Origin of the sequence: Methylotuvimicrobium sp. (assembly GCF_050611805.1) — a bacterium.
Taxonomy (GTDB): domain Bacteria; phylum Pseudomonadota; class Gammaproteobacteria; order Methylococcales; family Methylomonadaceae; genus Methylotuvimicrobium.
The window spans coordinates 303,449-326,099 of record NZ_JBNGHF010000001.1 but is presented as its reverse complement, the minus strand read 5'-3'; the positions used below and the strand labels follow the sequence as shown (position 1 = coordinate 326,099).

General features: G+C 45.6%; 19 protein-coding genes and 1 tRNA gene. 3 read left to right on the top strand and 17 right to left on the bottom strand.

The window, feature by feature from the left end; translation table 11 throughout:
- Positions 1 to 308: 308 nt before the first annotated feature.
- The 6 genes from msbA to ACRJJO_RS01460 all read right to left on the bottom strand — a co-directional run bounded on the left by msbA (position 309) and on the right by ACRJJO_RS01460 (position 7,038).
- Positions 309 to 2,084 (bottom strand): lipid A export permease/ATP-binding protein MsbA, encoded by a 1,776-nt coding sequence (gene msbA, locus ACRJJO_RS01485; RefSeq protein ID WP_431064210.1) that lies wholly within the window; start codon positions 2,082 to 2,084, stop codon positions 309 to 311.
- Positions 2,085 to 2,615: 531 nt separating this feature from the next.
- Entirely contained in the window at positions 2,616 to 3,188 is a 573-nt protein-coding gene (locus ACRJJO_RS01480) for a YceI family protein (protein WP_431064209.1), read from the bottom strand.
- Between the two features lie 284 nt (positions 3,189 to 3,472).
- Positions 3,473 to 4,258 (bottom strand): hypothetical protein, encoded by a 786-nt coding sequence (locus ACRJJO_RS01475; protein ID WP_431064208.1) that lies wholly within the window; start codon positions 4,256 to 4,258, stop codon positions 3,473 to 3,475.
- 44 nt (positions 4,259 to 4,302) lie between these two features.
- Positions 4,303 to 4,734, bottom strand: a complete 432-nt coding sequence (locus ACRJJO_RS01470; RefSeq protein WP_431064207.1) for a YqaA family protein — start codon at positions 4,732 to 4,734, stop codon at positions 4,303 to 4,305.
- Positions 4,735 to 4,799: 65 nt separating this feature from the next.
- Complete coding sequence (locus tag ACRJJO_RS01465) at positions 4,800 to 5,642, bottom strand: copper oxidase (protein WP_431064220.1); 843 nt, start codon at positions 5,640 to 5,642, stop codon at positions 4,800 to 4,802.
- Positions 5,643 to 6,444: 802 nt separating this feature from the next.
- Complete coding sequence (locus ACRJJO_RS01460) at positions 6,445 to 7,038, bottom strand: hypothetical protein (protein WP_431064206.1); 594 nt, start codon at positions 7,036 to 7,038, stop codon at positions 6,445 to 6,447.
- Between the two features lie 529 nt (positions 7,039 to 7,567).
- Here ACRJJO_RS01460 and pgi point away from each other — a divergent pair.
- Complete coding sequence (pgi, locus tag ACRJJO_RS01455) at positions 7,568 to 9,211, top strand: glucose-6-phosphate isomerase (protein WP_431064205.1); 1,644 nt, start codon at positions 7,568 to 7,570, stop codon at positions 9,209 to 9,211.
- Positions 9,212 to 9,222: 11 nt separating this feature from the next.
- Here the strand turns inward: pgi and tadA are convergent, their stop codons facing one another.
- The 4 genes from tadA to ACRJJO_RS01435 form a co-directional block, all read right to left on the bottom strand.
- Positions 9,223 to 9,687 (bottom strand): tRNA adenosine(34) deaminase TadA, encoded by a 465-nt coding sequence (gene tadA / locus ACRJJO_RS01450; protein WP_431064204.1) that lies wholly within the window; start codon positions 9,685 to 9,687, stop codon positions 9,223 to 9,225.
- The gene (gene guaA, locus ACRJJO_RS01445) at positions 9,678 to 11,267 is read right to left on the bottom strand and encodes a glutamine-hydrolyzing GMP synthase (protein ID WP_431064203.1); all 1,590 of its coding nucleotides are present in this window, start codon (positions 11,265 to 11,267) and stop codon (positions 9,678 to 9,680) included. The genes tadA and guaA overlap by 10 nt, the downstream gene beginning before the upstream one ends.
- A gap of 80 nt (positions 11,268 to 11,347) precedes the next feature.
- Positions 11,348 to 12,814, bottom strand: coding sequence for an IMP dehydrogenase (guaB, locus tag ACRJJO_RS01440; RefSeq protein WP_431064202.1), 1,467 nt, complete (start codon positions 12,812 to 12,814; stop codon positions 11,348 to 11,350).
- Positions 12,815 to 12,930: 116 nt separating this feature from the next.
- The gene (locus ACRJJO_RS01435; RefSeq protein WP_431064201.1) at positions 12,931 to 13,722 is read right to left on the bottom strand and encodes a sulfite exporter TauE/SafE family protein; all 792 of its coding nucleotides are present in this window, start codon (positions 13,720 to 13,722) and stop codon (positions 12,931 to 12,933) included.
- A 92-nt stretch (positions 13,723 to 13,814) separates the two neighbouring features.
- On the opposite strand from ACRJJO_RS01435, the gene ACRJJO_RS01430 reads away from it, so the two are divergent.
- Together ACRJJO_RS01430 and ACRJJO_RS01425 are read left to right on the top strand one after the other, a co-directional pair.
- Positions 13,815 to 15,062, top strand: a complete 1,248-nt coding sequence (locus ACRJJO_RS01430) for a multifunctional CCA addition/repair protein (protein WP_431064200.1) — start codon at positions 13,815 to 13,817, stop codon at positions 15,060 to 15,062.
- Between the two features lie 50 nt (positions 15,063 to 15,112).
- On the top strand, positions 15,113 to 15,595 hold the full coding sequence (locus ACRJJO_RS01425) for a YajQ family cyclic di-GMP-binding protein (RefSeq protein ID WP_431064199.1): 483 nt from the start codon (positions 15,113 to 15,115) through the stop codon (positions 15,593 to 15,595).
- Between the two features lie 6 nt (positions 15,596 to 15,601).
- Here ACRJJO_RS01425 and ACRJJO_RS01420 read toward each other — a convergent pair whose 3' ends face one another.
- The 7 genes from ACRJJO_RS01420 to rpoD all read right to left on the bottom strand — a co-directional run bounded on the left by ACRJJO_RS01420 (position 15,602) and on the right by rpoD (position 22,650).
- Complete coding sequence (locus tag ACRJJO_RS01420; RefSeq protein WP_431064198.1) at positions 15,602 to 16,477, bottom strand: CPBP family glutamic-type intramembrane protease; 876 nt, start codon at positions 16,475 to 16,477, stop codon at positions 15,602 to 15,604.
- A complete protein-coding gene (locus ACRJJO_RS01415; protein WP_431064197.1) occupies positions 16,474 to 17,214 on the bottom strand; it encodes a 16S rRNA (uracil(1498)-N(3))-methyltransferase in 741 nt (246 codons plus the stop codon). Before ACRJJO_RS01415 ends, ACRJJO_RS01420 begins: the two co-directional genes overlap by 4 nt.
- A 91-nt stretch (positions 17,215 to 17,305) precedes the next feature.
- A complete protein-coding gene (metF, locus tag ACRJJO_RS01410) occupies positions 17,306 to 18,157 on the bottom strand; it encodes a methylenetetrahydrofolate reductase [NAD(P)H] (RefSeq protein ID WP_431064196.1) in 852 nt (283 codons plus the stop codon).
- A 60-nt stretch (positions 18,158 to 18,217) separates the two neighbouring features.
- Positions 18,218 to 19,510: an adenosylhomocysteinase gene (gene ahcY / locus ACRJJO_RS01405; RefSeq protein WP_431064195.1), complete on the bottom strand. Its 1,293-nt coding sequence runs from the start codon at positions 19,508 to 19,510 to the stop codon at positions 18,218 to 18,220.
- Positions 19,511 to 19,529: 19 nt separating this feature from the next.
- Positions 19,530 to 20,690 carry a methionine adenosyltransferase gene (gene metK / locus ACRJJO_RS01400; protein WP_431064194.1) on the bottom strand — a complete coding sequence of 387 codons (1,161 nt, stop codon included), beginning with the start codon at positions 20,688 to 20,690 and terminating at the stop codon, positions 19,530 to 19,532.
- Between the two features lie 63 nt (positions 20,691 to 20,753).
- A tRNA-Ile gene (locus ACRJJO_RS01395) sits at positions 20,754 to 20,830 on the bottom strand.
- Between the two features lie 8 nt (positions 20,831 to 20,838).
- Positions 20,839 to 22,650: an RNA polymerase sigma factor RpoD gene (gene rpoD, locus ACRJJO_RS01390; RefSeq protein ID WP_431064193.1), complete on the bottom strand. Its 1,812-nt coding sequence runs from the start codon at positions 22,648 to 22,650 to the stop codon at positions 20,839 to 20,841.
- Between the last annotated feature and the right edge of the window lies 1 nt (position 22,651).

The following is a 22,651-nucleotide window of genomic DNA, read 5'->3' as shown; positions in this document are numbered from 1 at the left end:
TTTCCCCGTCATTCCGCTGTTTCGCGGCGGGAAAGACGAGCATTATACAGCACCCCCTCAACTCGTCAAGAATTTATTTTTCCTTTTTCATTTTGTCAATTTATACCCGCCGTTGACCAAAATTCGGAGACGGGTGTCCGCCAAAGGTCGCCGTGAACCCAGAGCTTAAATTATCCAAGTCAGTTAACCATAGCCAACAGGATATGGATTTAAGTGCTGGGTGAATACATCCATGCTGGCATAGCCTTTGTCATTCACCCAGACGCCTCCTCGGGCACTACCGAAATTTGAAGTGGAAAAGGCATACTTTAACCGGCTACATTGGTCTCGCCATTGAACTGCATGTCGTATAACCTGGCATAGAGCCCGTTCTTTGCGAGCAATTCCTTGTGACCGCCCTGTTCTACTATTTGACCATTATCCATTACAAGAATTACATCGGCATTCTCTATAGTAGACAAACGGTGTGCCACTACTATTGTGGACCTATTTGAAAGAATGTTCTGCAAGGCCTTTTGAATATACCGCTCTGATTCGGTATCGAGAGCAGAAGTTGCTTCATCTAGGATTAAAACCGGCGCATTTTTCAATAAAGCTCTCGCTAATGCTAATCGCTGTTTTTGCCCTCCAGATAACTTGACGCCATTTTCTCCGATTTCGGTTTGCAAACCCTTCGGCATTTTTTGGATGAATTTCATCGCATAGGCATCTTTTGCCGCTTGCTCCACGCTTTCCAAAGATACCCCTTGCAAAGCGCCATAAGCAATATTATTCGCTACCGTATCGTTAAACAATGTGACTTGTTGGGTTACTACTGCAATTTGTCGCCTTAAGTTTTCCAACTTATAAGCGGTTATGTCTACACCATCAAGAAGGATTTGACCCGACGAATATTCGTAAAATCTTGGCAATAAATTAATCAGCGTGCTCTTGCCTCCTCCCGAAGCACCAACTAAAGCAACAGTCTGTCCTGGCTCAACCGTAAAACTAATTCCTTTTAATGCTTCGCTCTCCGCTCCCTGGTATTTAAATCGTACGTTTTTAAATTCAATTTTTCCGCCACAATGCTTTGGCGCATATTCGCCAGAATCATTCTCGACTGGCTCATCTAATATGGTAAACAAGGACTCGGCTGCCACCACTCCTTTTTGTATTTTTGAATTAGCATCACTCAACTGCCTAATAGGGCGCGGCAAAAGAAAAGCGGCTGTTAAAAACGCAACAAATTCACCCGCAGTAGCCTCTTGCATTAGAGTCAAAGACAAATACATTAAACCAGCCAAGGCAATAGAAATAATTAGTTGCAGCAATGGCCCATGTAACGCAGATGTTGCCGCAAGTTTTAATGATTGTCGACGATGAAATTGGCTACTAATCTTAAATCTATTTTTTTCATATTCTTCGCCTCCATAACTCCTCACAATTCGATGCCCACTGACCAGCTCAGACGTTATGTGCGTCAAATTACCTATCGAATTTTGAATATCTTTACTCAATAAGCGTAATCTTTTACTCACATACTTGACCAACCACACTATAAATGGCGTGACTGACAAAAATGCTAATGTCAGCAACCAGTTCATATAAAACAAATACAGCACTAGGCCAAGCGCAGTCAATCCTTCCTTAATTACGATTTGTACCGAGTCTGTCGTTGCCTGCGTCACCTCTCCAACATTATGCGTGATCCTAGACATCATGTAACCGCTGTTGTTTGAATCGAAATAATTCGTAGGCAACCCCGTATAATGATTGAATATTTCACACCTCAATGCATGAACGATACTTGTAGACACTTTGGCAATGAAATAATTACCAAGATAAGATCCGGTTCCTCTTAATAATATCAAGCCGATAAAGAGCAAGGGCATTAAACCGACATCTTCTCTCGAGCCGCTCTGTAACGAATCGATGATGTGTTTTAAGATTGCCGCAAATAAAGGTTGTGTCGCCGCATATATCAAGAAACCGATTATGCTGAAAAAAAACCAGCTTTTATAGGGGCGAACATAACTCAGTAATCTTTTATAAACTAGATAACCGGTCTTTGATTTGTTCTTTTTTTTTGACTTAAAAATTTTCATGATCCCACAGTCTAATTCGTAACGAAACGAACCGGCCGATTAACTGATTAATTTATATTTAGCCCTGTTCTCTTTTATTTATCTGAAAGCAGGCTCAAGATTTAGTTTTTGTCGCCCTTTCGCTCAAAAATTGACAACTTCCCAACTTACTCCCTTTTGATCAAAAACCCGTCTAAGAATAAAAGGTATGAGATCTGTCTATACCTTTCGCACTTCAAATTTCGGCAGCGCCTAAGGAAACGACGGGCTGCTCGGCAAAAGTCTTGCCGGCATGCTGCTGCCATAGAGCATACATGGGCGTATTTACCCAGCACCTAATTCCATAGCCCATTGGCCATGGCTAATTGTCTTTATATAAATTAGGTGCTGGGCGAATCCATTCATGGGAACTTGCGGCAATCTGCCCCCCCCTGGATGAGTGAATGTGAATTTTGCATGAAGCAAATATAAACACTCTCCCGATAAACACCAGACGCTTAAACCTCAATAACCAAGAAGAGGGCCGTGCAAACAAATCTATTGAAAAATTTTTTATTGTAAATTGTAAACAAGACTCATCGTGACGGGCACCGCTCCGGTGATGCTCTGCAAATTAACGATTTCACGTAACTTTTCAACTCCCGCCTGCAAACCGAACCATTCGGTATTCATGATAATCGGCTCGACAGTTGTCACTGAGACTTGAGCATTGGTTAACTTAATAATCCTTAAATTAGCATCCATTGAACGCTCAAAACCGTGCAATTTAAGATTCGCTGTTACGGGCAGGTCCATCATTTGTCCGGCCTTTAACGAATCCAACTTAGTCTTATCAAATTTCAGCTCAACTAACGCTTCCGGAAAACGTTCAATTTGAAATAACAACTCCTTCATTCGTTCATTTCTGATCGGCACACCGGTTTCGACACTATTTAACTGAATAACTAGTTTCGCCAGACCTTCATCACTTAACGATCCAGACATTTTATTGAACGTATGTTTCTCGGTAACGCTTGCATTTTTAGTAGTGAGAAAACTTAATGACGATAATTTTTGATTCAAGACCCAATCGGCAAACGCCGTTGGCGCAAACAATACCAACACAATTAATGCTAATTTTTTCATTTTCAACCTCTGCTTAAAACCCAAACAATGCAAAAAACACGCGACTACTTTATACGCCAATAATTCAACCCAAACTTATTTGTAGACGCTCAGTAAAAATTGGCATGATTTTTGACTATTATAAATCAACGCCTTAAACCCTAAGCACCACATTTTTTAAGACTGGGTCTAGTGACATGAAAAACCTTTTTGTTTGCTCATTACCAACCAAATTTTGGTGCCTAAATTTGATCAACGGTATAGCAACATTCACGATAAAGAATTTTTGCTCACGTAAACTCTATCTATTCATCCGCCGATTGATAAGCGGCGACTCGGCTTCGCCCTATAATAGGCAACCAAGTAGATACATTTGTTAACCCTCTCATAACCGGCGCAGCCCCACCCATTGCAACCGCATCGACCAAACAATACCAAGCAGCCACTCCGCTCGGCGGGTTTCCTTGCGGAAGACTCAGTACAGGATCAATAGAAGCCCAAGTCCAAGTTCCGGAAGCCGTCCCAATTAACTCTAACCAAGTTGTAATAAAAAATGCAGCCAGATACACCAGCGGAGACCGCCCTTTGAATAAATAGCCTAAAAATATGCAAAACAACAGTGCCCCTACAGAGTCACCCTGCGCAGCTAGGCCACTGATGCCCCAAATAGACCAAAGACCACAAGCCGTCACAACGAATAGCGCAATCATTCGTGCTTGCCGCATAAAAAATCCGGAACGCGCCAATGCAACGGCGGTCAAGTAAACCATACCATGACCTGGGGGAACATAAGCCGGCACATTTTCAAAACGATAGGTATACCCCCCCATATAAGGAGACGCAAAATGCTCGCCGACTGTCGCAAATGCTACGGCAATAATAACTTGCATCCTTACTTCACTCGACTCGCCCAACAACAAACCTATGAGAAAAACCCATCCGCAAACTCCCAATGCATTTTGTTTTTCCAAGGTAGCGTTAGCATCTACGACCAAACAAACAGCCACACAAAAAAATGTAAATCCTGCAATAAAATAGTCGCGCGGTCTATGCTCGTAAGCAATACCCGGCTCCGGAAAATGTCTTAACATCAAACTTCCTCGTTGAACACATATTTAAAAAGCAGCTCTCATCGTTAATTTCCCGCAAATACCCAGGAAATCGCCGCATATCGAACTAATTTTCCAATAAAAATGAATGCTATTGATGAATACAAAGATAATTTTAACCACCCTCCGGCAAAACAAAATCCATCTCCGATAACCGGTAACCATGAAAATAAAAGCGCCCATCGTCCCCATTTTCTAACCCACATTATCGCTTTTTGTTTTTTAGTGTCTAACAATGAATCGATAGAATATTTCTTTGCCGCTAAATATCCTAAAAACCAAGTTGTTAAAGCCCCTAAAGTATTGCCGATCGTCGCAATTCCGACTAATAGTATCACTTGGTCCTGATGTTCCGACACCATCAGAGCCAGCACGGCTTCGGAACCTCCTGGAGCAATCGTCGACGATATAAAGGCACTCAAAAATAAACCCGCCAAACCTAGAAAATCTTCCGGCATTTACTTAACCCACAAAAAAGCCCCTGAAACCCAAAGGTTACAGGGGCTTGACCCAACTTTTACATTTATTTCTCAGGCAATACTTTATTTTTTCCTGAAAAAACGGACTGTAGCACTTTGGAAAAAAGTCTGTATATAAAACCTAATACATTTCCGATTAACTCAAATATATAAGAGACTCCTTCGGAAAAACTCATCCCTTTAAATTTCTTCGCTAATAAAGGTGAGATTAATAAACCAATCGCCAAACCGATTACCATAACCCCTGAAAACCATGAGCTACTCTCTTGCGAAGCTGTGTTGCTTGATGTTGCCGAGGAAGCGTCTTGGGACTGGATTGGATTATCAAGAATTGGAGAAACTTCGTAACTATCCTGAATCACATAGGGGGTAACGCCCGGGATACTCGGCAAATCGCCGGCGCCCTTACCTACCTTCAATTGCGCCTTCATCCCTTTCTCCATGTGCTGGGCGATATCGCAGTGTACTAAATAGGTCTTATCTCCAGGCGGTAAAATTAATGTACCCGATATTTTTCCTGGACCGGTTACCTCCAAATGAAACATGCCTTTCGGATACAAATATTTAGGTAGACCATGCATCATCCATTGATGTCGAACATTGTCATCGTTAATGAAATTAACAGTCAATTTGGTACAGGGTTCGAACTGAAACTCCTGGGTATCGAATGCAAACATTCGCCCCGGAAATTTTTCGGCATATTGATGCCCTGCGCGAACTGTAATTTCTTTAGTTGCAGCAATCTTATCGCAACCACCGGGCAAGGTATCCGTATTTTGCCCCATTACCATTCCGCCGCCCATGTCCATCAGATGGCCGCCACCGTGATCCATCATATTGTTGTGCTCTTCATACTCCTTTGCCTGAAGCACCGTTGATGCCAACATAAAACTTGTAGCAACAATTGAGAAAAATCCAAACCTCATATTTTCACCTTAACTTTAAAATTCGTCTTCTTTAACAACTTTCGTCGACATTCTTAATTGAGCTGAGCGTTTAGGATTTAGTGCCAAATAACATCCTAGAACCATGAGCTTTGTAGCGGCCTCTGTTACTCTCTTGACAGGGTAGTGCACCTGCCGCCGACACCTGTCAATCAAACAACCGAACCAGCCTACCCTATTTTAAAAATAGAGTAGATATACCATTCGCACTTCACATTTCGGCAGTGCCTAAGGATGTGCCAGGGTGCCCGGTCCCTCACATAACGCTAGGCGAGGAACCAGCATGGAGCTGGCCACATCCTACCTGGACGAATTCACCCAGCACCTAAATTCCATAGCCCATTTGCCATGGTTTATTGTCTTGGATAATTTGGATGCCGGGTTTACGATGTTCTTTGAGCTCCCCGGTGCCGAATTTTCATCTACGACCGGTATATTTACAACCAAGCCCTTAATCGTTCGTTTGAGTTATTCCACTCATTCAAAACTGCGGTTTTCTTCTGCCCTTTTCCGAACCGTTGCTCTGCCTATACAACAGTCAAAAGCTTTTTTAGATCGGTAAAACGCTCCTATCATTTCCGTAACCGGGCAAATAGCTAATTGAAATAATTTTAGAAAATAGAACAGAGGAAATACTGCACCTCTGCCATAACCAGGCATAGCCCATTTCTATATATGTACTAAGCCTGGTATGCGAGAAGATGAAATTGGCGCCTTTCGATCGTATTTGCCGCCATAATAAATCTCAGACTTCTTTGATTTTTCCTAACAACTCGTCGACTTTTTTCTTAAATCCGGCATGCGACAGGTAGAGGATATAAAGACCCGCGAATACAAAAAAGGCATATAGCGCCATCAAACCTGTACTAGTCTCTTGCCCTTTACCCGCGACAAAACCCATATGTACATCCATCCTTTCGCCTTCGTCTGGAACTAGTGTGATATGAATCAGATAATTTCCCGCCTCTGGAACACCTTTATCTAAAGTTAAAGTGACTGTCCCGGATTTATGTTTTTTCGCAGGCATATGAAAAACACGAGTACCTTCAGGTTCTTTTGTCACTTCAAACTCAACAGACATCTTTCTGTATCGTGGATCTTGATAATCGAAAACTAATTGAGTCAAAGTGTTAGTGTTAGGAATATTTGCACAAAACTCTTCGGCAGGGAAAGCAGATGGTTGATAAGCCGTGTAATGAACCCAGTGCCCAGGCTCCAATTCAAACTTACATTGATCGGTATCGGTACCAGCCGCACCGCCATGAGCCCAAACTGAAGCGGAAAAAACCAAGCCCATAAGCGCTAGGAGACTATTTCTTACGATGTTCTTTCTGTTCATAATACCTTCCAGTTTTGTCGGTTAATTATAATTTTTATAATTGCTTGTTGCTCTTTTAAAGATTAAAACCAGCGATAAACCAAAGTTTCGAATAAGCAAAAAACTGCATTAATTTTTTTTATTATCACTGATGCACTTATGAACTCTAACATATCACCCAATACAAATAAAGCCACTCCCTTCTTAGTCAATAACCGATTCAGGTTAAAGCATGTCCGTCGAGAACCGCCTTGAACCCATCCGCTGTGGCTTGGCGGCTTTAACCAGCTATCGACATCTCTACGAAATACAGCACACCTTTTTGCTTATTAGTCGTTATTTCGTTCAGATATTGTAATACTACAACTAGATTTCCTTGCTACTACACCACCTAATCCATCATAAAACAATGCACTTTGAATTTAGGCGCGGGGTAAATTGCCCCAAAAAGGCACATAGTAATATAATGCTTATTTAATTTGTATCAGCAATTAGCCGTGTTTTCGTAGACTTTTGCAAACCTGACCGACTCATACAGGAAACTAATCACATGCCATCTTTGACCCGGACCCCCACCTGGAAATCCTTAGTTAGTCATTGCGCCGCCCTTCAAAACTTCGACCTTAGAGAAGCATTTAATCTAAACCCTCGTCGTTTTGAACAGTTCTCACTTCATTTCAACGACATTCTATTCGACTACTCGAAAAACTTAATCACAGAAGATACACGTTCATTGTTGGTCGATTTGGCAACTGATTCGGCACTTAGTTCAAAAATCGAAGCCATGTTTACCGGCGAAAAAATCAACCATACCGAACAAAGAGCTGTTTTGCATACCGCATTACGCAACAAAAGCAACCATCCGGTCATAGTTGACGGCGTCGATGTAATGCCAAGCATCAATCAGGTTTTGGCCAAAATGCGTGTCTTTACGGATAAGGTAAGAAAAGAACAATGGCTAGGACACACTGGAAAACCCGTTAAGGACATCGTCAATATCGGCATAGGCGGCTCGAACCTTGGCCCGAAGATGGTTGCTACTGCGCTAACCCCTTATGCTTCCGATAAATTAAATGTTCATTTTGTTTCAAACGTCGATCAAACAGATCTCGTCGAAACACTCAAAACGCTCAACGCCGAAACGACTCTGTTTATCGTTGCATCAAAAATGTTCAACACTCAGGAAACCATGACTAATGCGCACTCCGCAAGAAACTGGTTTCTCGAGCAAATTAATGACGAAAAAGCCATCGGTAAACATTTTGTCGCGATTTCCACACACCCTGAAAATGTCATTGAATTTGGCATTAATCCGGAAAATATGTTCGAATTTTGGGACTGGGTTGGCGGACGCTATTCATTATGGTCAGCAATTGGCTTGTCCATTGCTTTACAAATAGGGATGGATAATTTCGAACAATTGTTGCAAGGCGCACACGAAGCCGATTTACATTTTCGACATACGCCATTCGACCGCAATATTCCGGTCATCATGGGTTTACTAGGCATTTGGTATAATAATTTTTATGGCGCAGAATCTCATGCGATATTACCCTACGACCAATCACTGCGTTATTTTTGCGAATTCCTACAACAAAGCGACATGGAAAGTAACGGTAAGAGCATCGACAGAGAGGGCCAATCGGTCGACTATAGTACCGGACCGATCATCTGGGGCCAGCCGGGAACGAATGGACAGCATGCGTTTTACCAATTGATCCATCAAGGCACTAAACTCATACCCTGTGATTTCCTGGCTCCGGCTAACTCACATTATCACCTACCGAAACATCATGATATTTTAATTTCAAACTTTCTTGCCCAACCGGAAGCTTTGATGCATGGCAGAAGCGCCGAAGAAGTCATTGCTGAACTACCCGAACAAGATAGAAATAACGACATATTAGTCGCATCTAAAGTCTTTGTGGGTAACAAGCCGTCTAATTCTTTTCTTTTCGATAAGCTTACACCTAAAACATTAGGCTCTTTAATCGCGTTCTACGAGCATAAAATCTTCGTGCAAGGCGCTATTTGGAATATCAACTCTTTCGACCAAATGGGCGTTGAACTGGGCAAAGTACTGGCTAAAGTCATTTTACCCGAACTGCTAAATGACGAAACCATCAGCAGTCATGACTGCTCCACGAATGGCCTGATTAATGCGTATAAAGAATTACGTAAAGCAGAAAATTGATCAGTACCAAACTAACGACGCGCCCGAAAGAAGTCTTTAAGCATTTCGGAACACTCATCTTTTAAAACACCGCATCGCCATGCGACTCGATGATTTAAAATTGGCGATTCGGACAGATTGATTGCACTGCATACTGCGCCACGCTTAGGATCTTTGGCAGCAAACACCAGGCGATCGATTCTGGCATGAACGATCGCACCCATACACATCACACAAGGTTCAAGCGTAACGTAGAGCGTCGTACCGATCAGTCGATAGTTTTTCAATTCCTTCCCGGCTTCACGAATCGCAAGCATTTCCGCGTGCGCCGAAGGATCGTGACTCGCAATCGGCCGATTCCACCCTTCGGCAATGCATACGCCATCTTTGACGATAACCGCGCCAACCGGCACCTCACCCATGCCCTCGGCACGTTGCGCCAATCTAAAGGCATGCCGCATCCACGCTTCGTCGTTATGATTATCGGCTATTCCCACTCAATCGTAGCCGGCGGCTTGCCGGAAATATCGTAAGTCACCCGAGAAATACCCGAGACTTCGTTAATGATCCGACGCGAAACCAAATCCAAAAAATCATAAGGTAAATGCGCCCAACGCGCCGTCATGAAATCGATGGTTTCAACCGCGCGCAAGGCAATCACATAATCGTAACGCCGCCCGTCGCCCATCACGCCGACCGATTTGACCGGCAAGAACACCGCAAATGCCTGACTGACCTTCTCATATAATTGATGACGATATAATTCTTCGATAAATATCGCATCGGCTTGTCGTAACAAATCGGCATAGTCTTTTTTGACTTCACCTAAAATCCGCACACCCAAGCCAGGCCCTGGAAAGGGATGACGAAATACCATTTCGTAAGGCAAGCCAAGCTCCAAACCAAGCTTTCTAACCTCATCCTTGAACAATTCACGCAAGGGCTCCAGCAACTTAAGCGTCATATTTTCCGGCAACCCACCGACGTTATGGTGAGACTTAATTAAATGAGCCTTACCACTTTTCGCGCCGGCCGACTCGATCACATCCGGATAAATCGTGCCTTGCGCCAACCATTTCGCATCGGCCAGTTTAGCGGCTTCCTCATCGAAGATCTCGACGAACAAGTTACCGATAATTTTTCGTTTCCGCTCCGGATCCGCCACTCCTTGCAAAGCCTCAAGGTAACGTTGCTCGGCATCGACCCTGATTACCCGGACGCCCATGTGTTCGGCAAATGTAGCCATGACCTGATCGCCTTCGTGCAAGCGCAACAAACCGGTATCGACGAACACACAAGTCAATTGATCGCCGATTGCCTCATGCAACAAGGCCGCCACGACCGACGAATCCACGCCACCCGAAAGCCCTAGAATCACTCGATCCGAGCCGACTTTACGGCGAACCACATGAACACTGTCTTCGATGATATTATCGGCCGTCCACAGCGCCTCGCAACCGCAAATGTCGAGTACAAAACGCGACAGTATTCTTGAACCCTGCCGGGTATGCGTCACTTCCGGATGAAATTGCAACCCATAAAATAACTTGTCTTCATGCGCGATACCGGCAATAGGAGCTCCGTCGGAACTGGCAATACGGATAAAACCTTCCGGCAAGTCGACAACTCTATCGCCATGGCTCATCCAAACATCCAACAAACCGAAGCCTTCCGACGATGTATGGTCTTCAATACCTTTCAATAACTTGGAATGCGCATGTGCGCGAATTTGTGCATAACCGAATTCACGGTGACTGGACGACTCGACTTTACCTCCTAATTGCTCGGTCATGGTCTGCATGCCGTAGCAAATACCCAATACCGGCACACCCAATTCAAAAACCCGTTGAGGCGCACGCGGCGTATCATCGCTAGTGACCGTTTCCGGACCACCCGACAATATAATGCCATTCGGTGCAAATCGAATAATGTCGTCGACCCCGCAATCACAAGAAAGTATCTCGCAATACACACCGATTTCTCGTATTCTTCGGGCGATCAATTGGGTGTATTGGGACCCGAAATCCAAAATCAGGATTTTATAGAGATGAATGTTGGTCGATGCTTGTTGGCTCACGTTGACACTCGAATATTGTAACGACAAAAATTAAAAGGACTCCAACGAACCCCTGATGAGCTTACCGAATGGATTAACCATTATTCCATATGATAATTTGGCGCTTCCTTGGTGATCGTAACGTCATGGACATGGCTTTCACGCATACCGGCATTGGTAACCCGAACAAATTCGGACCGCTGATGCATGTCATCGATCGTACGGCTACCGGTATAACCCATACTCGCCCTAATGCCGCCTAACAATTGATGGATGATCGCATACAGGCTGCCTTTGTAAGGCACTCTGCCTTCAATACCTTCAGGCACCAGTTTTTCGACTTTATCGGTTTCCTCTTGGAAATATCGGTCGCTGGAACCTTGTGACTGCGACATCGCGCCCAGCGACCCCATGCCTCGATACGATTTATAAGAGCGCCCTTGATAAAGCTCGACTTCGCCCGGCGCTTCTTCAGTACCGGCGAATAAGCCACCTAACATCACCGCATGAGCTCCCGCTGCCAATGCTTTGGCGACATCCCCCGAATACCGAACGCCGCCATCCGCGATCAGCGGAACGCCGGTGCCTTTAAGCGCATCGGCAACATTACTGACTGCAGTTATTTGAGGCACACCCACACCGGCAACGATACGAGTCGTACAGATCGAGCCCGGACCGATACCCACTTTAACCGCATCGGCTCCTGCCTCAACCAAGGCTTTCGCAGCTGCTGCCGTGGCGATATTTCCACCGATCACCTGCACTTCCGGATAATTTCGCTTAACCCAACCGACCCGATCCAATACGCCTTGAGAATGCCCGTGAGCCGTATCGACAATAATCACATCGACGCCTGCCATCACCAATGCTTCAACGCGCTCTTCGGTACCTTGACCGGTCCCGACCGCCGCGCCTACGCGAAGACGTTCTTGCTCATCCTTGCATGCTTGCGGATAGTCTTTTGCTTTTTGTATATCCTTAACCGTGATCATCCCTTTCAAATGAAATGAATCATTGACCACTAATACTTTCTCGATCCGATATTTGTGCAGCAGTTCGATAGCTTCCTTGTGGTCGGCATTTTCATTAACCGTAATCAAGCGTTCTTTTGGCGTCATCACTTTCGAAACCGGCTCATCAAAACGGGTTTCGAAGCGTAAATCGCGACTCGTCACAATACCGACTAAATTATCGCCATCGACAACCGGCACGCCGGAAATGTTTTTTGCTCGTGTCAGCGCCAATACTTCACGAATACTAATATTCGGCGATACCGTAATCGGATCCTTGATCACCCCACTTTCGTATTTTTTGACTCGCAACACTTCTCGAGCTTGTTGCTCCGCAGTCATATTTTTATGAATAATACCGATTCCGCCCTCCTGTGCAATTGCGATGGCGAGCCTCGATTCTGTTACCGTATCCATAGCCGCGGAAATCAAAGGGATATTAAGCGTAATGTCGCGCGTCAAGCGGGTTTTCAAATCCACATCGCGAGGCAACACCGCCGAATGGGCCGGAACTAGTAATACATCATCAAACGTGAGAGCTTCCTGAATAACTCGCATACTCACTCCTTACAGTCAGAAAAATAACCGAAAATTATACTATGAAATATCTTGCATTAGAATCAGCTTAATCGATATAGTTTCCAAACCGCTAGACAATCGCGCTAACAACCCAATTATTCCGAAAGTAACTTTGCCGCCATGATAAAAATTAATAATGAAAAATAACTCTTCATGGTTTGCGCGGGAAGCTTATGAGCCAATTTTGCACCCACCGGTGCCGTGATCATACTCAATAGCACAATACCTGCAAACGCGGGCAAATAAACATAACCCCAACTGCCTGCGGGCAAGCCGGTTTTTCCATAGCCTAAGCACATGTAACTGAGCGTCCCGCCAATCGCAATCGGTAATCCGCACGCACTGGCAATACCTACCGCATTGCGTACCGGATACTGCCCTCGCACTAAGTAAGGTACCGTCATCGTCCCGCCCCCGATACCCAACAATGACGAAAGGATTCCAATAACTATGGCGACCGCAGCATCCAGCGGTCGCGATTGTTGCATCGCGCCCGCTTCGGGCTTGAGTTGAAATGCCATCTGAAACCCTATGTACAAAAGAAAAATAGCAAAGATAATACGCAGCGAGTCTGCCGAAATAGTGTCGGCAATGACGGCGCCTAAAACCGACCCAATTACGATGCCCGGAACCAAGTTGTAAACCTTATGCCATATCACAGACTTCAACCTGTGATGCGCAAGAGTCGCCGAAATTGAAGTCAACACGATAGTCGACAAGGACGTGGCCACAGCCATATGCATGATAAAATCGGCTGAAAAACCCTGCACCTTAAACAAAAAAACAAGTATCGGCACTAATATCAGTCCGCCGCCGATGCCGAATAATCCTGCTAATAATCCGCTTACCGTGCCGGCAATCATGCTTAATATAAAAATTTCGACCACTTGCCCTCCTTTTGTTAACAGCGTATTTTTTTAAGACTCTAATCAAGCGTTATACTAACGCCATCATAGAAAGACGAAGACAAATCATAATCATGAAAACCTATTTAGTAGGCGGCGCAGTACGCGACCAGCTGCTCAACCTCCCTGTGACGGAAAGAGATTGGGTCGTGCTCGGGGAAACACCCGAATCAATGCTGAAAAAAGGATTTAACCCTGTAGGCAAAGATTTTCCGGTATTTTTACACCCCGAGAGCAGGGAGGAATACGCGTTGGCACGCACCGAACGCAAGACCGGCCCAGGTTACAAAGGATTCAGTATTCACAGCGCACCAGACGTCAGTCTGGAACAAGACCTTCTACGCCGCGACTTGACTATTAATGCTATCGCGATGAGCTCGGAAGGCAAAGTCATCGATCCGTATAACGGTATTGCCGATCTAGAAAATCGTATTTTACGCCATGTCTCCCCAGCTTTCAGCGAAGACCCGGTCCGAGTGTTGCGCGTTGCACGCTTTGCTGCTCGTTATGCGCATTTAGGCTTTCATATTGCCGATGAAACCTTGAGACTCATGCAACAAATGGTACGTAGCGGTGAAATCGACTATCTTGTTCCCGAACGCGTCTGGGCCGAACTATATAAAGCGCTCATCGAAAGAACGCCATCGGCATTTTTTTATGCCCTCAGAGAATGCGGAGCGTTAGCCAAAATTTTCCCGGAAATAGACGCCCTCTTCGGCATTCCACAACCGCGACAACATCACCCTGAAATCGACACAGGCATTCATACGATGCTGAGTCTCGAACAAGCGGCTCGCCTATCCGAGAAACCCGAAATTCGCTTTGCCGTCTTAGTGCATGATCTCGGCAAGGCGATATCTCCGAAAGAACGACTTCCGCATCACTACGGTCATGAAAAAACCGGTCTGCCTTTGCTTGAGCAATTAGCTGACCGAATACGAGTACCAAATCATTATAGAATGCTCGCTAAACGGGTCATGCGCTACCACACACTTGCGCATAGAGCTTTCGAACTGCGGCCTGCTACCTTAACCGACCTGTTGTTAGACCTAGGGGCATTTAAAAATACCTCAACCCTAAAAGATTTCTTATTAGCTTGCGAGGCGGATGCGAGAGGCAGGGGCGGGACAGAAAACACCGCCTATCCGCAGGCCGATTACATTTTAGAAGCCGCTAAAGCAGCGGCAGCCATCGATATTTCCGGCGTACTCAAATCCGGCCTGGAAGGTGCGCAAATTGGTGCGGCAATTCGCAGGTTAAGGATACATGCGATTACTGAAAATCTGAAACAACAAAAAAACACTAATGCAAACCTGTCTTGAATTAAAAAGACATTCGCCTTATATTGCCCTTTTAAACGATAAATTACACCATGCCATCTTTTGACATAGTTTCCGAATACAACTCGCACGAAGCGCATAACGCCGTCGACCAGGCTAATAGGGAAGTTACCACACGCTTCGATTTTAAAGGCTCCGGCGCGACATACGAACTCAAGGACAACACAGTCACGATGAGCGCCGGCTCGGAATTTCAATTGCAGCAGATGCTCGACATCTTGCAAATGAAACTGACCAAGCGCGGCATCGACATCAGTTGCATGGAAATCAACGAACCCAAAACTACCGGCAGAACGGCTCAACAGATCATAGAGCTCAAACAAGGCATTGAATCGCTACTTGCCAAAAAAATCGTCAAGTTGGTCAAAGATAAAAAACTTAAAGTACAAGCTGCTATACAAGGCGAAAAAGTGAGGGTCACCGGTAATAAAAGAGACGACTTACAACAAGTCATTCAAATGCTCAAGGCGGAAAATTTTGAAATACCTCTGCAATTCAATAATTTTCGCGATTAAACCGAATCAGCGTAATTTTAAATATCGATAACCGATATAGCAGAATAGCACTAAGAACATCCAAACTGTCACCAACGGGCCGACCACACCGTCATAACTACTCACCAAATAAAGATTAATCGATTGAGGATCAACGTTGAATAAGGACTTATTAAACTTTATCTGCCAAACCCAAGCGGTGTGACAGCCAATACATAAAGCCAAGCTGTTCGGCACCCTCGACCTAACGACTCCCAGAAAAACTCCGACCATGAGCAACGCCAAAAAGGCTGGCAAAATATCGGGATTCAAAACATTTAGCAGCGCCTCTTTCAACAAAATGAATCCGCTAAAAAAGGTAACCTCTTCATTCGCAAAACGACTATGACTATCGAGAAAATGTAGTATACCGTAATAAAAAGAACTGATCAGTACCACTCCGATCACCGGCATTCTTTGTTTAAGGCCAGCGAATAGAATACCTCTAAAAATCGGCTCTTCGGCCAGCGATATCAATAAAGCCAATAAAAACCCAGTGACGAATTTTTGTAAAACCCAAGCAAAAGACCAGGATCGCGTCTCATCGATGACATGAACGCCCGCGAGATAGAGCACGATAAAAACCGGTAGCAACGTCAAAACACCTAAGCCTAACCCGTAACCGAACTGCCGCAGCATCGTAGCCTTATCGGCAAAGCCCAAATCCCGCCCCTTGAGATGAAGCACCGCCATGACCGGAAAAATGCTCAACACCAAGAATAACTTACTGACCTTGCTGATGATTTTATGCAGAGGAAGCTGATCGCCGACACCCAGCCATATCAGATAACCCACCACGCAACCCAGCGACGCCGCCGCCAACAAGACCGCCAATGGCATTAAAATATAAACAAGATATTTCATGATTGCGTGCTACTGAAGTCACCCCATAGCATCTGTAGAGAGGCGATTGAGGCCAACGCAGCCGTTTCGGTACGCAAGACCCTGCCCCCTAGACGAACCCCTATAAAACCCGCCGCTTTGGCCATATCCCGCTCATGGTCGGCAAACCCACCTTCCGGACCGGATAGCAAGGTAACCCGATCATTTAACGGCTTAAGCTGAGACAAGCTCGTTTCGGCATAAGGATCCAAGAAAATTCTCAAACCTGCTTGTTTATCGACCCAATCGGTCAAATCATAAATCGGACTCAGTGCGGGTAAAACGGTTCTACCACATTGTTCGGCCGCATGTTGCACAATTTTTTGCCAATGCATCAACCGTTGCTGTTGCTTTTCACCTTTCAATTGCACGACACAACGCTCGGTCACCAACGGAGTGATCCTGTTAACCCCTAATTCTACGGCTTTCTGTACGCCCCAATCCATCTTATCGCCTCGCGATATCGCAAGGCCCAGATTAATCATCAAATTAGACTCAACCGTCCGGTCGCGCCATTGCCCCAGATCCAGAGCAACTCTTTTTTTACTCGCTTCTGCAACAACTGCCGTATATTCGCCGCCCGTGCCATCGAAAACGATCAAGCTCGAATCTCTCTTCAGTCGTAAAACCGTTCTGACATAATGAGCCGCATCGTCGTCAAGCTCTACGGTTTGACTTTTGCCAAGACCTTCTTGCACATACAAACGGGAAACTCTCATCTCAAATACCCATGACCTGTGAGTTAAACTTCGTGCGGTCACAAAAAAAGGGCTTTCGCCCTTTTCTCGACAAACCACAGATCCTTTTCGATTAATCCGATAAATTCAAATTATTCCAAATCGCTAACGACGGCGCGGATTGATTCATCGTATAAAAATGCAATCCCGGGGCGCCATTATCCAACAATTGCTGACATAAACGCGTTACGACATCGCAACCGAACGCGATGATTTGCTCCCTATCGTCACCAAAGCCTTCCAGTTTTTTCCTCAGCCAGCGAGGAATATCCGCGCCGCACATATCGGAAAAACGGAATAATTGCGAATAATTCGTAATCGGCATGATGCCGGGAACAATCGGAATATCGATACCCATTTTTTCGCAGGCATCGACAAAATAAAAATAAGACTCTGCGTTATAAAAATACTGCGTAATCGCGGCATTCGCACCGGCATCGACTTTGCGTTTGAAATTCTTTAAATCCTCGGCAGCACTACGCGCCTGAGGATGGGTCTCGGGGTAGGCTGCGACATGAATCTGAAAATAATCACCGGTTTCGCTACGAATAAATTCGACCAATTCATTGGCATAACGAAATTGCCCGGCCGACATCATTCCGGATGGCAAATCGCCTCTCAACGCGACGATTTTTTTTATCCCGTTCGAGCGGTATCCGTGCAGAATCTCTCTGATATTTTCATGCGTCGATGCAACGCAAGACAGATGAGGCGCTGCAGCAACGCCGCGCTCTTGAATTTTGACGACCGTATCGAAAGTCTTATCCCGTGTCGACCCGCCGGCGCCGAAAGTCACCGAAAAAAAATCGGGATTCAACCGGCTCAACTTTTCATGTACCGCCTGCAAACTTTCCTCGCCGGCTTCGGTCTTGGGCGGATAAAATTCGAAACTGAACAGCTTGGGATATTTTTGTTGTGTTTGCATGATTTCAGATTATTGAAACAACAGACAAACCAATCAATGACTTGTCTGTGTCTATATCGATCAATAACGGTAATGTTCGGGCTTGAACGGTCCATCCGCCGGCACATTGATGTACTCGGCTTGCTTCTCAGTCAACCGGGTCAATTTCACACCCAATTGATTTAGATGCAACGCGGCGACTTTTTCATCCAATTTTTTAGGCAACACATAAACTTTATTCTCGTATTTATCCGCATGATTCCATAGCTCCATTTGCGCCAGGACCTGATTGCAGAACGAGTTAGACATGACAAAGCTCGGATGACCTGTCGCACAACCTAAATTGACCAACCGCCCTTCGGCTAATACGATTAAACGCTTGCCGTCCGGGAAGATAACATGATCGACTTGCGGCTTGATGTTTTCCCATTGGTATTGTCGTAACGAAGAAATTTCGATCTCGGAATCAAAATGCCCGATATTGCAGACAATAGCTTGATCTCTCATCGCCGCCATATGATCATGCGCAATGACATTGAAATTACCGGTCGCCGTCACAAAAATATTGGCGACCGGCGCGGCTTCTTCCAATGTAACGACACGATAACCTTCCATCGCCGCCTGTAAGGCGCAAATCGGATCGATTTCGGTAATCCATACGGTCGCACCCAAACCACGTAACGATTGCGCACAGCCCTTGCCGACGTCGCCATAACCGCAGACGACTGCAATTTTACCGGCAATCATGACATCGGTTGCGCGCTTGATACCGTCAACCAAGGATTCGCGGCAACCGTAAAGATTATCGAATTTCGACTTGGTGACCGAATCATTGACATTGAAGGCCGGGACCATCAGCTTGCCTTTGGCAACCATTTCGGTTAGCCGCAACACGCCTGTGGTCGTTTCCTCGGAAAGACCCTTGACATCGGCCATGAGCTCAGGATATTGCTGATGCATCATCAACGTCAAATCGCCCCCGTCATCCAAGATCATATTCGGACGCCAACCGTTCGGGCCTTCGATCGTTTGCGCGATACACCACTCAGCCTCTTCCTCAGTTTCGCCTTTCCAAGCGAAAACCGGAATACCCTTAGCGGCAATCGCCGCGGCCGCATGATCCTGTGTCGAAAAAATGTTGCAGGACGACCAGCGAACTTCAGCGCCCAGTGCGATCAAAGTCTCGATCAGAACTGCCGTCTGAATCGTCATATGCAAACAGCCTGCGATCCGTGCGCCTTTCAGTGGTTGTTCACTGCCGAATTCCTTGCGCAAAGCCATCAAGCCCGGCATTTCGGTTTCGGCAATATTGATTTCCTTACGGCCCCACTCGGCTAAATTAATATCTGCGACTTTGTAGTCCGGTTGAGTCATTGTTATCTCCTAAATTTAATTAGAGTCCGGCCGCATCTCTCAATGCATCGGCTTTATCTGTTTTTTCCCAACTGAAGGACGCTTCGGTTCTACCGAAATGGCCGTACGCAGCAGTCGCTTGATAAATCGGCTTCAATAAGTCCAAAGCTGCAATTAAACCTTTCGGTCTTAAGTCAAAATGTTCCCGAATAATTTGTACCAACCTTTCTTCACCGATTTTTCCGGTCCCGAAAGTCTCGACGCTGATCGAAGTCGGTTCGGCAACACCGATCGCATAGGAAACTTGGATTTCGCAACGCTCGGCAAGGCCTGCCGCAACAATATTTTTTGCGACATAGCGCGCCATGTAAGCTGCAGATCTATCCACTTTCGACGGATCCTTACCGGAAAATGCGCCTCCGCCGTGTCTTGCCATCCCGCCGTAGGTATCGACGATGATTTTACGGCCGGTTAAACCGCAATCGCCGACCGGACCGCCGATCACGAAATTACCAGTCGGATTGATGAAATATTGGGTGTCTTTGTGCAACCATTCCTTAGGCAGAACATGCAAAATAATCTCGTCCATAACGGCTTCATGAATCTGCTTGGCACCGATTTCCGGAGAATGTTGGGTCGACAATACGACTGCGTCGATCGCGACCGGCTTATTGTTCTCATAGCGGAAAGTAATTTGGCTTTTCGCATCCGGTCTAAGCCATGGCAGGGTTTTATTTTTGCGAACTTCGGCTTGGCGTTTGACCAATAAATGTGAATAAGTGATCGGAGCCGGCATTAACACGTCAGTTTCATTAGTCGCATAACCGAACATCAAGCCTTGGTCGCCCGCACCTTGTTCATGATTATCGGACTCGTTGACGCCCATCGCGATATCGGACGACTGCTTGCCGATTGCGTTCAAGACCGCGCAACTTTGTCCGTCGAAACCGATATCGCCATGATCGTAACCGATCTCGCAGACGACTTTTCTGACCAGTGCTTCGGTATCCACCCATGCATCGGTCGTGATTTCGCCGGCTAAAATAACCATACCGGTTTTAACCATTGTTTCGCAGGCCACCCGCGAGCGAGGGTCTTGCTCTAGGAGTGCATCCAATACCGCATCGGAAATTTGATCCGCGACTTTATCTGGATGACCTTCCGAAACCGATTCTGATGTAAAAATAAAATTATTGCTCACGACACCGCCTTTACTATCTAATGTCTAATACACAAAAGGCTGCATCAGCAGCCTTTCAAATGATGGTGGGCCCTGTAGGACTTGAACCTACGACCTGCCGATTATGAGTCGGACGCTCTAACCAACTGAGCTAAGGGCCCTTAAACTTTTATTCGCCATCCAAGAAGCAGCGCAATTGTTCGGATCTCGACGGATGTCTCAATTTTCTTAATGCTTTTGCTTCTATTTGCCGTATCCTTTCGCGAGTCACATCAAACTGTTTACCAACCTCTTCCAAAGTGTGATCGGTGTTCATATTAATCCCAAATCGCATTCTCAAGACTTTTGCTTCTCTAGCTGTCAAACCGGCCAACACGCTTTGGGTCGACTCTCTAAGACCTGCAATCGTCGCCGATTCAATGGGGGACAATACTTTAGCATCTTCTATGAAATCTCCCAAATGAGAATCTTCATCGTCTCCGATCGGCGTTTCCATAGAAATCGGTTCTTTCGCAATTTTCAATACCTTACGAACTTTGTCTTCAGGCATTTCCATGCGCTCGGCCAGTTCTTCCGGGGTCGCCTCACGACCCAATTCTTGCAGAATCTGCCTTGAAATCCGGTTTAATTTATTGATCGTTTCAATCATATGCACCGGAATTCTAATCGTTCTGGCCTGATCGGCAATCGAACGCGTGATCGCCTGCCTGATCCACCAGGTCGCATAAGTCGAAAACTTATATCCGCGTCGGTACTCGAATTTATCGACCGCTTTCATTAAGCCGATATTACCTTCCTGAATCAAATCTAGGAATTGCAAGCCGCGGTTGGTATATTTTTTTGCGATCGAAATGACCAAGCGTAAGTTCGCTTCGATCATCTCCTTCTTAGCGCGCCGGACTTTTGCTTCGCCAATCGACATGCGTCGGTTGATATCCTTGATATCGCTAACTGACAAGCCATAGGTACTGGCAATATCGGCTAATACCGATTGCGCCTTCTTGACTTCCTGCTCATTTTCCGCGATGGCCTGATTATCAATTCCCGTCGATCGCAGATATTGAACCAACCATTCGTAATCGGTCTCATGACCGGTCATTGCAATAATAAATTCTTTGCGTGTCATTTTGGCTTCATTGACACACAAATCCGCTATTAATCTTTCCTTTTCACGGATAAGAGCGACCGCCTCTGAAACGGTAGCCGTCAACCTTTTAAAATATTGCGGAGCCCATTTAAACTCGATAAAACTTTCTGCAAGCTCATCTAGTTTTTCATTGACCTTAGGATCACCGTAACCATATTTCTTGATTGCTGCCGCCGCCGATTTATGCAGCTTACGCAACACTTCGACTTTTTCCTTGACATCATTATAGTCAAGTCCTTTGACCTCATCTTCGTCGGCGTCCTCATCGACCGAGTCGTCATTAGCCGCTTGACTACTGAAAACCGCCTCCGGTTCACTAAGATCAACGAAACCGGAAACCAAGTCCGTCAAACGAATACCGCCCTCTTCGTCCGATATGGAATCGAAGTCACTAATGAATTCATCAACGACTTTACAGGATCGAGAAATCGCTCTGACAACCTGTTGCTGTCCTTCTTCTATGCGTTTGGCGATTTTTAATTCGTCTTCCCGGTTCAGTAATTCAACCGATCCCATTTCCCTCATATACATGCGAACCGGATCGGTAGTTCTGCCGAACTCGCTATCAACCGAGGCTAAGGCCGCTACTTCGTCATCATCATCCTCATCACCGGTAACCGCAGCGCCGTCGGTAATGAGCGAGTCTTCATCGGGGGCATCCTCATAAACTTGAATACCCATGTCGTTTATCATACCGATGATATCTTCTATCTGTTCCGGATCGGCAATATCGCTGGGCAAATGATCGTTAACCTCGGCATACGTCAAGTAACCTTGTACTTTACCTTTGGCTATCAATTGTTTAAGTTGGGACTGCTGTTGTTCTTGATTCATC

Excerpts from the sequence above, each read along its gene's own strand:
- ACRJJO_RS01460 (WP_431064206.1), bottom strand. The coding sequence starts at position 7,038 with ATGAACAGAAAGAACATCGTAAGAAATAGTCTCCTAGCGCTTATGGGC.
- ACRJJO_RS01420 (WP_431064198.1), bottom strand. The coding sequence starts at position 16,477 with ATGAAATATCTTGTTTATATTTTAATGCCATTGGCGGTCTTGTTGGCG.
- metF (WP_431064196.1), bottom strand. The coding sequence starts at position 18,157 with ATGCAAACACAACAAAAATATCCCAAGCTGTTCAGTTTCGAATTTTAT.
- ACRJJO_RS01480 (WP_431064209.1), bottom strand. The coding sequence starts at position 3,188 with ATGAAAAAATTAGCATTAATTGTGTTGGTATTGTTTGCGCCAACGGCG.
- ahcY (WP_431064195.1), bottom strand. The coding sequence starts at position 19,510 with ATGACTCAACCGGACTACAAAGTCGCAGATATTAATTTAGCCGAGTGG.
- ACRJJO_RS01465 (WP_431064220.1), bottom strand. The coding sequence starts at position 5,642 with ATGTTGGCATCAACGGTGCTTCAGGCAAAGGAGTATGAAGAGCACAAC.
- ACRJJO_RS01430 (WP_431064200.1), top strand. The coding sequence starts at position 13,815 with ATGAAAACCTATTTAGTAGGCGGCGCAGTACGCGACCAGCTGCTCAAC.
- rpoD (WP_431064193.1), bottom strand. The coding sequence starts at position 22,650 with ATGAATCAAGAACAACAGCAGTCCCAACTTAAACAATTGATAGCCAAA.
- ACRJJO_RS01425 (WP_431064199.1), top strand. The coding sequence starts at position 15,113 with ATGCCATCTTTTGACATAGTTTCCGAATACAACTCGCACGAAGCGCAT.
- ACRJJO_RS01415 (WP_431064197.1), bottom strand. The coding sequence starts at position 17,214 with ATGAGAGTTTCCCGTTTGTATGTGCAAGAAGGTCTTGGCAAAAGTCAA.
- ACRJJO_RS01475 (WP_431064208.1), bottom strand. The coding sequence starts at position 4,258 with ATGTTAAGACATTTTCCGGAGCCGGGTATTGCTTACGAGCATAGACCG.
- pgi (WP_431064205.1), top strand. The coding sequence starts at position 7,568 with ATGCCATCTTTGACCCGGACCCCCACCTGGAAATCCTTAGTTAGTCAT.
- ACRJJO_RS01470 (WP_431064207.1), bottom strand. The coding sequence starts at position 4,734 with ATGCCGGAAGATTTTCTAGGTTTGGCGGGTTTATTTTTGAGTGCCTTT.
- guaB (WP_431064202.1), bottom strand. The coding sequence starts at position 12,814 with ATGCGAGTTATTCAGGAAGCTCTCACGTTTGATGATGTATTACTAGTT.
- msbA (WP_431064210.1), bottom strand. The coding sequence starts at position 2,084 with ATGAAAATTTTTAAGTCAAAAAAAAAGAACAAATCAAAGACCGGTTAT.